Below are 14,719 nucleotides of genomic sequence, written 5' to 3'. Positions count from 1 at the left end.
TTCATTCCCGTTCCTTTGCTTGCAGTGTCGAATCGGTCGTTCGCAGCATTTCCGGCCGTCGTTTGTTAAAGCTCCATGGTAATTTGATCAGCGCATTTGTGACATCCTTCAGCTTCAGTGGCGAGATCGGAGCCAGGTAAGGCAGCCCAAAGGACTCCAGCTTGGATAGATACACGATAACGCTCATCAGGCCGATGAAAAATCCGAGCATGCCGAGAACGGACGACCATATCAAGATATATAAACGGATGAGGCTGACCGTACCGCTTAAAGTCTGGTTGACCAAAGTGAAGGTGGCCACCGCCGTCGTAGCGGATACTACCAGCATCGTCGGGGACGTTAATCCTGCCCTGATCGCCGCGTCCCCGATGATGAGTCCGCCGAGCACCGCGATGGTCTGCCCAACGGCCTTCGGCAGACGAATGCCGGCCTCTCGGAACAGCTCGAACATGCCAAGCATCAATAAGATTTCCATAGGCCCGGATAAAGGAAGCCCGAAGCGGGATACCGTAACGGTTGCTAGCAGAGGGAGGGGAAGCTGGTCTAAATTGTAGCTGCTGAGGGAAATCCAGAATCCCGGAAGCAAAATCGCAATCAAAAGGCCTACCAGGCGAAGAAAACGTTCAAAGATGACAAAATGATAGGGAAAGTACGAATCCTCCGGCGACTTAAGGAGCTCGAACAGATTACATGGCCCGATAATCGCCATGGGAGATCCGTCCGCTAAAATAACGAAACGGCCACGAAGTAGACTTTGAACGACAAAATCCGGTCTGCCGATGTAATCAAGAAGAGGGAAAAGTGCCAAGGAGGAATCACCAAGAGCTTCTTCCAGCTCCCCTGTGCTGACGAGGGCATCCACATGGAGATTTTGCAGTCGTTTTCTGGCTTCTTGGACAAGAGACGGCTGGGTAATGTCCTCGATGTAAAGCAGCGATACAAGGGTTTGCGTCCGGTTACCGATCACAAACTTCTCATTTTGCAAGGTGGTGGTCGGCAATCTTTTGCGTACCAAGGCGATATTGGTATTGAGATCCTCCGTAAAGCCGTCCTTGGCGCCTTTAATAGCCACTTCCGTGTTGGATTCCTCTGGCTGCCTCTTCGGAATCTGGGCAATATCAATCGAATACATGCATCTCTGATTCGTGAAAAACAGGATCAATCGGCCGGTAAACAGCAGCTTCCCCATTTCTTCCTTCGCCTTAATTTTCGTCCACTCCATAGAATTTTCCAGTTTTTCTATGATTTTTTCCCAAGATTCGGCGTCTACCAATTTCCGTTCCAGGTCCGGAATGACGAATTGTGTCATTAATGAGGTATCAATCATCCCTTCACTGAATAATAGGAGCACCGGAAACATTTCTTCCCGCTTGTGCGGAAAGGAGCGGATCACGACATCCGCCGAGTTTCCAAACATGGATCGAAGCTCCTGTTCATTTGGCATATCGTCAGTCAGCGGTTGTTTTGGTTGATTCACAGCCGTTGTATGGGAAGAGGGTTTAAGTTTGCGACGGTACATTTTGTTACGAGGCTTTTTTTGATTCATTGGAATTTTCCACCTTCGTTTTCGGCTTGAATGACACGGCGAGCGCAACAGCCAACGTAAAAATCGTGAGAAAGGCAAGGAAGGCTGCCGAGTATCTTCCAAACACGAATTGTTCAATTTGTTTATCGATTATCGGAAGGAGTGTCAACACGGAAAGCACAATCCCGGATGCGAACAGGAACCAGCGGCGGTGCATTCCTTTTTTGAAGCCTATTCCCTCGGCAATGATAAAAAAGAAGAGCGAGATGCGGATTAACGTACCGGATATCCACTGGTATAGAGCAAGGAAGTCAACATGTGTAATGTATTTCGTAATGGTGACGAGCATCCATTGCTCATATGCAGGATATCTGGATTGCATAGCCGGGATGGGGCCGAAGGCGGCAATAGCCCCCATTAAGGGGCCTAAGGTCAGACCCCCTAACAGTAAAGCCAGAATGACGACACTAAGATAATTCATCCTGCGCTTCATATGATGGGTTAAGTAGATTAATACGAACAGTTCCATAAAGCCGCCGGCAGCCACGATCATGCCGCGCAGCATCGGTTCAACCCCATCGACAAATAAGGGGGTCAGCAAAGAGTAGTCCTTGTTTTGTAAATTGGAGATTGCAACGAAATGGCCAAGAAGCCAGACCACCGGGAGCAGAATGCCGGATATGATGGCTATGGAGCGAATGCCATTATTGGCGACGACAGCGCAGAGGAGGACGATAATCAAGGATACGACAATTTTGGGCGTTTGAGGCAAATACGTTACCTGAACCCAAGTCGTGGTTTCCCTTAATATCACCATGGACATCCACATGAAATAGAGCGCTGTAATGGCAGCGAACACGCCTCCCCCGATTTTGCCGAACCGCTCCCTAAACCAGTCGAATATCGACTGCTGGCCGGTCCGTTTCATAATGTAGTAGACGATATAAACCCATCCGACATGCAGAATCGCGGTTAACAAGGTACCGAACCATGCATCTCGATTGGAGAGTTGCAGGATCAGAGGGATCAGGATGACATGATTGGTGATCCCTAGTGAGAGGAGCATGATGAAATATACGTTGATTAAGGAAATTTTTTTATTCATAGGCATCAAAAAGTCTCCATCTGTAAGGAATGCATGCTAATCCATTATAGTGAGTATTCACCAATCAGGCCGGATTTTATGTAATACTAGCCTGACTCACCGTCATACAAGTGCGAGAACACCCCAAAAAGTGAAGCGAAGCTTTGAAGCGGATGCCGAATACTTTTCGGGGACCCCGATACCACATTGGGGAAATGCTACGAAGGCATGCACTGGGCTAACACTGGTTTTCGGCCGCAGATGGAGCACAGGTGGTAGGGGAGAGGCTGTGTCGAATGCATGAAGTTTTTGCGATTACCCAAGAAATAATCATAATCTTGATCATCGTGGCACCCCTATAATGGCATTACAATCGAGCGTATAACGTGAGGCCTTGTCCGGATCCAAACGATGGACAATCATGTCCTCTAGCCTTTCAAGGAAAGGGGAGAGAAGCAACCTTGCTTAAAGGAGACGGTTTACGGAGCAAAGGACGAATGATGGGAAGGAGAACCATGTTTCTCTCTTAAAACTAGCAAGAGGTTAAATCGGAGAGCTAATTTAATTAATGCTATTAATTGATATGGACTCATAATAGTTAATGTCATTAACTAATGATAATTAATGTGATTAATTAAAAAAATTCATGATATGAATTGAGGCTGTAATTAAACGCATTAATAATTTGGATCCAAGATGTAGGTCCGCATTGTCTGTGCGAGGTATGTTCTTGATATAAAAAAAAGAAGCAGCGGTTATCGTTTTTGCTTTGAGGCCGCTGCTTCTTCTGGTTTGCAGATTTTTTGAGGCTTATTTACTTTTCTTCAAGCCGTAGCTTTCGCGAATCAGGGAGAAATAGTGGTCTGCACGGACGACTTCGAATTCTTCCCCTAAAGCTTCCGTTAACTTGACGGCATCGGACGGTGTCATGCTCCAGGCGAGCAGACCGAGGGAGACGAACAGCGGCGATTTTCCGTCCCAATTCGCTTTAGCCTCCTGAAGGACCTGCAGGCCATCTTGCGCCGTACTGATGCCGCGAATCGTCGAAACCGGAAGACTATCATTCACGATTTCAACGCCATACTTATCTTCATAGCTGATAAAGAGACCCGGAACATCATATTCTTCCTCATAAGCAGAAGCTTTGAACGGCGTGAGCGGCACATTTTGGCTATCCACCCGGTTCAGCACATAAGGGATCGTCATCCCGGTCTTCTTAAGGTAATGCTGAGTCTGCTTCAGGAACTCGCCGAAGCTGGCGTCCGGCCATGCATTCGGGTAGAAGTATCCTGCTCCGGAAGGTCCGGCAATCAACAGGTCGTTCTCCGTTGCGGTGTTCAGATAGTAGTTCAGAATAGCAGGCGCGCCTTCGTGGAGAAGGGGACTGGAGGTCCAGTTGAGCGGCACCTTACCCCGTGCCGGATCATCCCACATCACCCGCATCCGATGCTGGTTGTACTGGAAGTTATCGCCTTCCGTAAAGGTATAGGTCACATAGATTTTGTTCTCGAGGGCCGGACGAGGCGACTTCTTGGCAGGCGCGTATTTTGGCTTCGTGCCTGAGAAGACGGTCAGGTTGCTAAACCAATCTGCCGCAAGCACATAGACGCCGTAGCGGGATGCGATTTCCACGGAGCTGAACTCACCTTCCACGTCATTGCTGAACCAGCCCAGGTAAGGCGTGCCCGGCTCAACGTCCGACATGATCTTCTCGAACAGGGCAAGCTGTTCAGGTACATTGGAGTCAAGCCAGAACACCATCGCTCGATTCGCGACGGCATAGTCCCTCAAGTAGGCATAGGGCTCCCGCTGCTCTGCCGACAGCGGCTTGATGTTGCCCGCAGAGACCTTATATTGGTTCCACATGTCCACCTCTGCGGTTAGCTGCTTCGTACCGGCAGGCGGCGTAAATTCATACACGAAATAGTTCCCGTTATCAGCAAAGCGGTGTCCGCCTTGACCTTCCAAAAACTTCGAATTTTGCCGATCATAGAGGTAGGCCTCTTCTTCGGGACTGCCTGCAATGAAGCTCGCGATCGTCTGTCCGTCTGCCTTGACCGTTACTTCGTGAATGGCCGGTCCCCAGCCGTCCTGCGGAAAAGCGTCGTCGAAGCGAAGATAAACCGCTGATTTACCGAGCAAAGGCGTAAGGTCCAGGCTGTATACATCCCGGTTGCTTGCGTCACGGATCTGCTCTTTCTCCTCCGCAATCGTAACGAAGGATTCAGGAAGACCAGACGGAATGCGAATCGCAGTATCCGGTGCGAGTCCGACTAACATCTGATGCGTCGTTTGATCCCACAGCTGCTCATACTGCCAGTTATAGGCTTCCATCCGGCTGTTGAATTTCCCCCGCAGATCCTCCAGAACATTCAAATGGTAAGGTGCGGCGGACAATTTCTCGGCCAGTTCCGGACTTGCAACGACCGCATCCTTGAGACCAGCCAGCGTCGTTGCCACATTGATGGTATCCGGGACGTCCGGATCATAAATGATCATGCCGGCTGCCTCGCTGCGATAAAGATCGAATACTTTCCAGTAATCCTCATGGAGCGTATAAGGCACTGCCAGATCCTCCAGCCAGGTCGTCTTACCCTCCTCATCGGACTCGATCAAATAAATGCGGGGAAGCTCACGGTTAACGATCCCTTGTAGAGTTCCAAGCAGTAGCTTCACATCGCCGGGGGCGTCGTAAATATCGGCCGCGTCCAGATGCTTTGGCTTCTTGAAGCTTGGAAGCTCGCGATGTTTCGTGATTTCCGGTTTGGCTGCCGGCACTTTGGATTCCGATGCGAAAGCGAACCCGGTAGATAAAGTGAATGAGCAGATGATCGCTAAACAAATAATCGAGAATTTACGGGCCATAGGTTACACTCCTTGTCATTCATGTAAGGGGATCGGAGTGAGTGTGTCGTATCGTCATCATATCCCTCCTTTGCGATTAGCTTTCCATCTATTTGACACATCACCACCCAACACATATTAAATATATACAACAATATTTTTACAAGGGGTTCGACAAAACTTCCTGAAATTCTTGCAGATTAGCCACTTTTTTCGGTTCGTATCATACTGAATCTATGGGATATGCACTCGATATACGCTTGTTTATTGCGCAGGGTTGTGTAAGGATATATTATATATTACAAATATCATGAATGAATTGGTGATGAGATTAGAATGAGTGTAAATGATCGTATTCCGCTATACCAGCAAATCCAGGATTATATTAAACAGGTCATCGCAACCGAAAATATGAAGCCCGGAGACCGCATTCCGACCGAGAAGGAGCTGATGGATCAGTTTCGGGTCAGCAAAATTACGGTAGCCAATGCTTTGACGGGGTTAGCAAACGAAAAAATCATATCAAGGGTTCCGGGCAAAGGCAGCTTTGTGGCCAAGGGGGCAGAAACGGCCCTTGCTCCTTCTTCCGGGGAACCGGCGGCGAGAGCAAACGAGATATCGGAGGCTGTGGGCTTAATCGGCGTGATTATGCCTAGCATCCATGATTATTTTGCGATTCGGCTCGTTGAAGGGATCGAGCGCGCGCTGATGAATGAAGGATACCGCAGCATGATTATATTGACCCACGGCAAGCTTGAAAAAGAACAGGAAGCGATCAAAGAGCTGAAGTCGCTCGGGGCCGAGGGTTTGCTGATTTTTCCCATCGATGAGGAAAATTACAACGAGGAAATCCTCGGAATGAAGCTGGCGGGCTTCCCGTTCGTACTGATCGACCGATACCTGCCAGGGGTGGAGACCCACTATATTGCCGCGGATGGCCGAAAGGGGACGCGGCTTGCTGTCGAGCATTTATGGGAGCTCGGGCACCGCAACATTGCGATCTGCTCGGATTCTCCGCTTCAGACGGTTACGGTTCAAGAGCGTATAGAAGGGTATATCGAAGCGTTAAAAGACAAGGGAGCGCTGATCAATCCGGCGCATATGATCACCGACTTCAAGCCGCTCAACGAGCTGAAAGACGCCGAAGCCCACCCGCTTTACCGGTATATCCGGAACCGGATGGTTACCGCCTATATTTCGCTGAACGGAAGACTGGGTGTGCAAATTTATCAGATGGCCCGGCAGGCAGGCCTTCGGGTGCCGGAAGATGTATCGATCGTAAGCTTTGACGACCCTACGTCCATCGTGGACGAGTTCAGCATATTCACCCATGTGAAACAATTCGAGCGTGATATGGGTTACCGGGCGGCTATGAAACTGCTCGATGTGGTCCGAAACCGCGAAGAAATAAAGCATTACAGCAAAATGATCATCGACCCCGAGCTTGTTGTCCGGCAAACCTCGGGCCCTGTTCCGAACACTTGACCAAATGCAGCGAGAAATAGAGTGAACGACCACGAAAATGGCCAGCCAGAAGATTCATTTTAAGTCTGGTAATGCGTAAAAACCTTCTCCCCAGGCAGGGCGAAGGTTTTTTTGCGTTATCTTGCGGGGACGTGTTCAGCACAAACAGGCATGAAACATTATGCCTCTTGAACACAGATCGTGAACTGACGGAACGCAGCTGTTGTCGAGGAGTCATAAATCATTATTCAAACAAAAACATATTGAATATATTAATATTATATATTATATTCTAGAAAATGATGTAAGCGATGTTTGGAGCTAAGACGTATTAGCGGACTATAAGATGGGCGAGGAGGGAATTGTTCGTGCAAAGAGACCGATCGCAAGAACGAACCGGATTTCAGGAATCAGCGCCGTATCATCCCGATTACGATCTGCAGACGGATTTTGTCATGGTCTATGGCATTGACGATACGATGCCGGAGCGCATCCGACAGTGGAAGGAGCAAGGGTATATCGTACACCTGATGACAGGTGTGGCATGGGGGAAATACAACAGTTATCTGGACGGCCAGGTGGACGGGGAGCCGCATTGGGATGAAGCCCAGACGGATCGCAGCGGAGAGATGATCCTCCACGGGACGAAGCCCGTCATTCCTTATATGGTGCCGACCATTTCATTCGGCCGGTATCTTGGGGAGCGCATTCGGATCGCCGTTGACGCCGGCGTGGAGGCGATTCATTTGGAGGAGCCGGAATTTTGGGTGAACGGGGGATACTCGGAAGCGTTTAAGCGGGAGTGGCAGCTGTATTACAAGGAGCCGTGGATCCCGCCGCATGCATCCGCCGACGCACAATTCCGCGCATCCAAATTGAAAGCGTATTTGTATACGCGGGTGCTGGACCGGTTATGCGGGGAGATGAAGGAATATGCATTGAAGCGTTATGGTCGCGTCCTTCGCTTCTATGTTCCGACACACAGCCTGATCAACTATACACAGTGGCGAATCGTCAGTCCGCAGTCGCGGTTAATCGAGCTTCCGGGCGTTGACGGCTACATCGCCCAAATCTGGACCGGAACTTCCCGGACACCGAACGTATACGAAGGGGTGCGCAAGGAACGAACGTTTGAAACCGCTTACCTTGAGTATGGCATTATGCAGGAGCTCGTGAGGGGAACGGACCGAAGAATGTGGTTCCTGCACGATCCGATTGAAGATAATCCGAACCATACCTGGGCGGATTATAAACAGAATTATTTGAAGACTGTAACCGCTTCGCTTCTACATCCAGGCGTTTCGCATTTTGAGGTTGCTCCATGGCCGCGCAGAATCTTTAAAGGGACCTATCCTGCCGAAGACGGGTCCGGCAAAGAATCGATACCGACGGCTTACGCGACCACGCTTCTCAATGTCATGCACACGCTTGGCAATATGGGGCACGATGATGTAAATGAGAGCGATGGAGAACCCTTGCAGGTCGGCGTTTTGATTGCGGATTCGGCCATGTTCCAGCGGATGAAGCCGGAGGAAGGCGCGCCGGATGCCGGAAAGTATGACGGTACGGATCCGGAAGGCTTTCAGCAGGAAGGGAATACCGAGCTGCTGGATTTCTCCCCGTTCTACGGTCTTGCACTTCCGTTGCTGAAGCACGGTATACCCGTTCGACCGGTGCAGCTGGACAACGTAAGGCGGTACCCTGGGTATTTAGCGCCGTATCGGGTGCTCGTGCTGAGCTATGAGTTCATGAAGCCGGAATATCCGGACATCCACCATGCGATCGCCCAGTGGGTTCGGGAAGGCGGAGCTCTCATCTACGTAGGGGACGATTCCGATCCGTATCACGGCATTCGGCATTGGTGGAATGAGGGCGGCGATCATGGGCGTGCCTACGGATCTCCTCGCGCACATCTGTTCGAACAGCTGGGGGCGGTTGATTGGGGCGATATCGAATCAGGAGATGGTATCCGGCAGCTGGGTAAGGGAGCGGTCTGCTGGCTGCAGGCGGACCCGTCCGACCTGGCAAGAAGCAAATCCGGCGCGGATCGGCTGCGCCAGTCCGTCCAGAAGACGGTCACGCTTCTATCGGGCGATGATTCCTGTTGGAAGCCGAAGAATTACTACAAGATTAGACGGGGGCCATATTGGGTTGCCGCCGTTCTGGAGGAATCCATTAGCTCCGATCCGCTCGTGATCCGGGGACCGGTGGTCGATGTGTTCGATCCTCAGCTCGGCGTGCTGACAGAGGTGCGCTTGGATCCGGGGCAACAAGCACTGCTTTACGATGTGGAAGCCGGACGACCGCCCGAAGGCGAAGTCGCTGTCATCTCGGCTTCCTCCCGAGTAGAAGATTTGACCGGCGTGCCCGGCGGATTTCGCTTTATGGCTCGGGGCCCGGCCAATCTGAAGGCGACCGCCCGATTATATTGTCCGGTACAACCGGTCTCCGCAACGCAAGGCAGGACGGCTTCAATTGCCTGGGAATGGGATTCAGCCACACGCACCGTGCTCCTGCGTTACGAGCATGGCGAGAAGAACCGTTGCGAGATTCATGTCTATTGGGAGGAGCAAAAGCTGGGCACAAGCCAATGACGCTGCAGAGAGGAGAAATGGGAGCATGCCATACGAACCGATTAGGCTGGAGCGGTTAAAGCAAGTGCTAAACAAGCTCCGGGACGCTATTTATGAGCCGGTTGCGGAATTGGATGTAACGGCTTGGGTGACAACGGAGCCTGTGCGTTATGAGGAGCGAATGAGGGGGAGGCCGGTTAAGCTGGCGCGTGGAGAACGTTGGGGTGAGCTATGGGATTGTGCCTGGTTCCGATTCACAGGCCGTATTCCGTCCCGGACGATCGAACCGAAGAAGAAGCTCGTCCTCCTGATTGACGTAAACGGGGAGCTTTGCCTGGTAGACCGGGAAGGTTCACCATATCAAGGATTGACCACCGTCAACTCGGAATTCGATTTCACACTCGGTTTTCCGGGGAAACGAGTTGTCGAGCTTGGAGAGCCGTTCGTTCAAGGCGATCAGATCGAGGTGTGGGCCGATGCCGGCAATAACGACCTGTTCGGGAAATATCGCGGAGGGACTGTCAAAGAAGCGGTCCTTGCCATCTGCCATGAAGAGGTAAGGAGCTTGTATTACGACACCGAAGTGCTGCTGGAGACCGCGGAGCATCTACCGAGCGGCAGCGCCCGCAGGGAGCGCATCCTCCAAGCGCTTTATGACGCATCATTACAGCTTGCCTCTGCGTCTCCGGAACGCATTCAACATGCACGGCGTCTTCTCGAAGAACAGCTGATGCTGCGCGGGGGAGATTCGGTGTTGACGATCAGCGCTGTCGGGCATGCGCATATCGACCTGGCTTGGCTGTGGCCGCTCCGTGAAACGATCCGCAAGGGAGCCCGAACCTTCTCCACGGCGCTCCGCATGCTGGACCGATATCCCGATTACGTGTTCGGCGCCAGCCAGCCCCAGCTGTACGAATGGATGAAGCAGCATTATCCGAAGCTGTACGAACAGATTAAGACGAAGGTTCGCGAAGGCCGATGGGAGCCGCAGGGAGCCATGTGGGTCGAATCTGATACCAATGTCCCGGGTGGGGAATCCCTCGTTCGTCAACTCCTGTACGGCAAACGATATTTTATGCAGGAATTCGGCCTGGAGATGAAGTCGCTATGGATGCCGGACGTCTTCGGCTATACGGCTAGCCTGCCGCAGCTGCTTCGCAAAGCAGGCGTCGATTACATGATGACCCAGAAGCTGTCCTGGAGCGAGTATAACCGCCATCCGCATCATTCCTTCTTATGGGAGGGCATCGACGGATCGAAGGTATTGACGCATATGCCGCCGGAGGATACGTACAACAGCCCGGCTGCCCCGCGGTCCATCGCCAAGATAGAACGGGAATATCTGGATAAGAACGTATCCGGCCATGCCCTGTTGCTGTTCGGCATTGGCGACGGCGGGGGAGGCCCCGGTGAGGAGCATCTCGAACGGCTGGTGCGGGAGAAGAATCTGCTGGGTCTTTCGCCGGTCGTGCAGGAGCCGTCCTGGCGATTCTTCGAACGGCTTGATGAGGAGAAGGAAAGGCTTCAGACCTGGCGGGGGGAGTTGTATCTTGAGAAGCATCAAGGGACGCTGACGAGTCAGGCGCGCAGCAAGCGGTATAACCGGATGATGGAAAAGGCGCTGCGGGAGCTGGAATTCGCTTCGGTCCTTGCATTCGCCGAGACGGGCAGAGCTTACCCTGCTGACACGCTGGAGGCGATTTGGAAGGAAGTGCTTCTGTACCAGTTCCATGACATCCTTCCCGGCTCTTCGATCAAGCGCGTGTATGATGAATCCTTGCAGCGGTATGAAGCGCTTCTCGAACAGACGGAAGCCATGATTCGGGAAGCGTATACCGGGTTGGCCGGTCGGATAGCCGCAAATGACGAAGCGTGCAGGGCCGTCGTCTTTAATTCACTTCCATGGAAGAGGGAGCAATGGATCGAGATCCGCGGCCGTTGGCAAAAGGTGCAGGTTCCGGCCATGGGCTTTACCACCGTTGCCGTTCAGCCTGAGGCTGGCGAAAGTACCGATGCGAGTCCTGAGGAATCAAGCGCATCCGTTATGGAATCCGCTGCCGGATATGAAGAAGCCGTCCGGGTTTCCGTTAATGAACGAACGCTGGAGAACGACAAGCTGACCGTAACGTTTGATCCGGACGGAACCATCCGGTCGATTATCGATAAAGAGGCGGGCCGCGAGGTTATCCCGCCGGGGGAGGCTGGCAATCGGCTGCATGTGTATGAAGATGAAGGCGATGCGTGGGATTTCCGCCATGACTATGCCGCTACTGCCGGACAGCCGCTATCGCTGATGGATGTGCAACCTTATGATAGGGGGCCGATAAGCGGTTTGATCTTTCGCTATCGTTTCGGCGAATCCGAGCTGACGCAGACGGTTAAGCTTTCGGAAGGCAGCCGCCGGATCGATTTTGAGACGATCGTCGATTGGAGGGAGCGGGGGAAAATGCTGCGGACCTCCTTCCCGGTGAACGTGAGATCCGAGCATGTCACGTGTGAAATCCAATTTGGCAGCATCAGCCGCCCCACCCATCGCAATACGATGTGGGACTTCGCCAAAGACGAGATCTGCGCTCACCAGTGGATCGATATGTCCGAGCCGGATTACGGCGTTGCATTGCTGAACGACTGCAAGTACGGCCATCGGGCTTGCGGGAATGTGCTGGATCTGAACCTGCTGCGCAGCAGCTCCTATCCCGATCCGGATGCGGACGAGGCTGAGCATCGGTTCACCTACTCGTTATATCCGCATCTGGGCAACCATGTTCAAGCCGAGGTGTACAAAAGAGGGTATGAGCTGAACATCCCGCTCCGTATCGCGGAAGCTTCCGCCGATCCGGCGGCAACTTCTCGTAAGCAGCGGGAACCCAAATCGTTCCTGAGCTTGGGCCACCCGCATGTCATGGTGGAGTCCGTCAAGAAAGCCGAGGACGGGGACGATATCATCGTCCGGCTTTTCGAAACCTCGGGCACCCGCATCCAGACAAGGCTGCAGCTCGGATTTGCGGCTGAAGAGGCTTGGACAGCCGATCTGTTGGAACGAAGGCTCACCCGGGTGGATCTAGAGGACGGCGCACAAATTCCCCTCACCTTTGCGCCGTTCGAAATCATCACGCTGCGACTGAAGGCAGCAATGGCATCAAGCCGCCCATGATGCCATTAACGCATGAGCTCGTGAACGTATGCTGCCCATGAAGAGCATGAAGTTCATGAAGCGCATGAGCGTATGAAGCCCATGAAGCCCATGAAGCCCCTGGAGTCGATCCCCTTCGGATAGGTAATGGGGCTTCAAGGGTCAAGGACGGGAAAGGAGGTGTATACAAGATGAAAAATCGACTGGAAAACAGCCGATTATGGAAAAAAATATGGCAGCACAAGCTCTTTTATTTGTTCATGCTTCCGGGCATCGTCTGGTTTTTCCTGTTTTCCTATGTCCCGCTGTACGGAATCCAAGTGGCCTTCCGGGATTACACCTTCATCGGGGGCTTCACCGGGAGCCCCTGGGCCGGATTCAAGTATTTCGAGCAATTCTTCAACTATTATCAATCCGGGGACATCATTCGCAACACGGTCATCATCAGCCTGATGAAGCTGCTCATCGGATTTCCGATGCCGATCATCCTGGCCTTGCTGCTCAATGAGGTGCGGAAGATCAGGTTCAAGAAGACGATCCAGACCTTATCGTACCTGCCTTACTTCGTATCATGGATCGTCGTCGTGACTCTAATGCAGCGTCTCTTAACGCCATACGGCGGACCGGTAAATGATGTGCTGTCAATGCTGGGTGCCGATCCGATCCAATTCCTGAACAACCCGACATGGTTCTATCAAATGATTGTCGGCTCCGATATTTGGAAGAACATCGGCTGGAATTCCATTATATTCATGGCCGCGATTGCGGGCATCGACCAGCAGCTGTATGAAGCCGCAAAAATGGACGGTGCCGGACGCTTTCGCCAAATGTGGCATATTACCTTGCCTGGGATCCGAAACGTCGCGATCATTCTGTTTATCCTGGCGGTCGGAAACCTGATGAGCGCCGGATACGAGCAGCTCCTTCTATTAAATGGCCCTGCAACCGCGAGCATAGGCAGCGTGCTGGATGTACATGCCATCAACTCGGGGATCCGGGAAGGGCGGCTCAGCTATGCGGCTGCCGTCGGTTTGTTCCAGAGCATTATCGGTCTGATCCTGATTCTGACGGTAAATCGGATTGCCCGAAAAGTCAGCGACGTATCCCTGTTCTAAGGAGGTGACGATATGAAACGCAAGTGGTCCTTTTTTTCTATATTCAATTATACGGTGCTTGCTCTGGTTGGCTTTGCCATGATCTATCCGTTCATTTACATTCTGGCTTATTCGTTGAATGACGGCAAAGATTCGATGATGGGCTCGATTTATTTCCTGCCGCGAAAATTCACGCTCGAGAATTACGCCCAGGTGTTTGACAACGCCCGAATCTGGCAGGCTTACCGGATCACCATTATGCGCACGCTGATCGGCACGTTCTTGCATGTCGTATTGTGCACGCTCATGGCGTATGCGCTGTCGAAAAAAACGCTGCCGGGACGGTCATTCTTCACGTTTTACATTTTTCTGCCGACCATCTTCAGCGCGGGATTCATTCCGTTCTTCATCACGCTGCAGAAGCTGCATCTGATCAATACGTTCTGGGTGTATGTCCTGCCGATGCTGTATAACTTCATGCATATCGTCATCATCCGGACGTTCCTGCAAGGCATACCGGAAGAGCTTGAGGAGTCGGCGAAGATTGACGGTTACGGGGATTTTCAGATTTTCCTGCGGATCATCCTGCCGCTGTCCGGCCCTGTGCTCGCTACGATTTCGCTCTTTATCGGGGTCGCTCATTGGAATGACTGGTTCTCCGGGGCTTACTATGTCTCCAATAAAGAACTGATACCGGTACAGACGCTGCTCCAGGAAATGCTGACCGAAGCCGAAGCGCTCTCAAACTCCATGCAGCGGGCATCTCAGCAAGGCGGGCAGACGGTGGGCATGGCAAGCGGAGCGGGAGCAACACCCGAGTCGCTGCGGATGGCGCTTCTCGTCATTACGGTGTTCCCGATTCTGTGCATCTATCCGTTCCTGCAGCGGTATTTCGTAAAGGGGGTCATGATCGGTTCGGTGAAAGGTTAAGATTTGTTTCCTGCTCGTGATTACAAGCATGCAGCGTAGAATGGCTCACGAAGTTGATATCCATATTCCAGG

8 protein-coding genes are annotated in these 14,719 nt (G+C 52.2%); 5 read left to right on the top strand and 3 right to left on the bottom strand.

What is annotated here, in order from left to right:
- Window position 1 precedes the first annotated feature (1 nt).
- From MKX76_RS08380 to MKX76_RS08370, 3 genes are all read right to left on the bottom strand, one after another.
- A complete protein-coding gene (locus MKX76_RS08380; protein WP_341033457.1) occupies window positions 2–1,417 on the bottom strand; it encodes a spore germination protein in 1,416 nt (471 codons plus the stop codon).
- A gap of 106 nt (window positions 1,418–1,523) precedes the next feature.
- On the bottom strand, window positions 1,524–2,636 hold the full coding sequence (locus MKX76_RS08375; RefSeq protein ID WP_341033456.1) for a GerAB/ArcD/ProY family transporter: 1,113 nt from the start codon (window positions 2,634–2,636) through the stop codon (window positions 1,524–1,526).
- Between the two features lie 783 nt (window positions 2,637–3,419).
- Window positions 3,420–5,474 (bottom strand): GxGYxYP domain-containing protein, encoded by a 2,055-nt coding sequence (locus MKX76_RS08370; RefSeq protein WP_341033455.1) that lies wholly within the window; start codon window positions 5,472–5,474, stop codon window positions 3,420–3,422.
- Between the two features lie 315 nt (window positions 5,475–5,789).
- Here MKX76_RS08370 and MKX76_RS08365 point away from each other — a divergent pair, with 315 nt between their 5' ends.
- From MKX76_RS08365 to MKX76_RS08345, 5 genes are all read left to right on the top strand, one after another.
- Window positions 5,790–6,938 carry a GntR family transcriptional regulator gene (locus tag MKX76_RS08365; protein WP_341033453.1) on the top strand — a complete coding sequence of 383 codons (1,149 nt, stop codon included), beginning with the start codon at window positions 5,790–5,792 and terminating at the stop codon, window positions 6,936–6,938.
- 347 nt (window positions 6,939–7,285) lie between these two features.
- Window positions 7,286–9,511 carry a hypothetical protein gene (locus MKX76_RS08360; RefSeq protein WP_341033451.1) on the top strand — a complete coding sequence of 742 codons (2,226 nt, stop codon included), beginning with the start codon at window positions 7,286–7,288 and terminating at the stop codon, window positions 9,509–9,511.
- Window positions 9,512–9,536: 25 nt separating this feature from the next.
- Window positions 9,537–12,644, top strand: a complete 3,108-nt coding sequence (locus MKX76_RS08355; RefSeq protein ID WP_341033450.1) for an alpha-mannosidase — start codon at window positions 9,537–9,539, stop codon at window positions 12,642–12,644.
- Between the two features lie 170 nt (window positions 12,645–12,814).
- Window positions 12,815–13,738, top strand: a complete 924-nt coding sequence (locus MKX76_RS08350; RefSeq protein ID WP_007131396.1) for an ABC transporter permease — start codon at window positions 12,815–12,817, stop codon at window positions 13,736–13,738.
- Between the two features lie 12 nt (window positions 13,739–13,750).
- A complete protein-coding gene (locus tag MKX76_RS08345; protein WP_077566283.1) occupies window positions 13,751–14,647 on the top strand; it encodes a carbohydrate ABC transporter permease in 897 nt (298 codons plus the stop codon).
- Window positions 14,648–14,719 lie beyond the last annotated feature (72 nt).

Source organism: Paenibacillus sp. FSL R5-0810 (assembly GCF_038002285.1).
In the GTDB taxonomy this organism is placed as follows: domain Bacteria; phylum Bacillota; class Bacilli; order Paenibacillales; family Paenibacillaceae; genus Paenibacillus_AQ; species Paenibacillus_AQ lactis.
Note: the sequence above shows the minus strand (reverse complement) of the source record. Positions and strands in the feature narration are given on the sequence as shown.

Bases quoted from the DNA above. Each gene is read 5' to 3' on its own strand.
- MKX76_RS08355 (WP_341033450.1), top strand. From the start codon at position 9,537: ATGCCATACGAACCGATTAGGCTGGAGCGGTTAAAGCAAGTGCTAAAC.
- MKX76_RS08365 (WP_341033453.1), top strand. From the start codon at position 5,790: ATGAGTGTAAATGATCGTATTCCGCTATACCAGCAAATCCAGGATTAT.
- MKX76_RS08370 (WP_341033455.1), bottom strand. From the start codon at position 5,474: ATGGCCCGTAAATTCTCGATTATTTGTTTAGCGATCATCTGCTCATTC.
- MKX76_RS08345 (WP_077566283.1), top strand. From the start codon at position 13,751: ATGAAACGCAAGTGGTCCTTTTTTTCTATATTCAATTATACGGTGCTT.
- MKX76_RS08380 (WP_341033457.1), bottom strand. From the start codon at position 1,417: ATGTTTGGAAACTCGGCGGATGTCGTGATCCGCTCCTTTCCGCACAAG.
- MKX76_RS08375 (WP_341033456.1), bottom strand. From the start codon at position 2,636: ATGCCTATGAATAAAAAAATTTCCTTAATCAACGTATATTTCATCATG.
- MKX76_RS08350 (WP_007131396.1), top strand. From the start codon at position 12,815: ATGAAAAATCGACTGGAAAACAGCCGATTATGGAAAAAAATATGGCAG.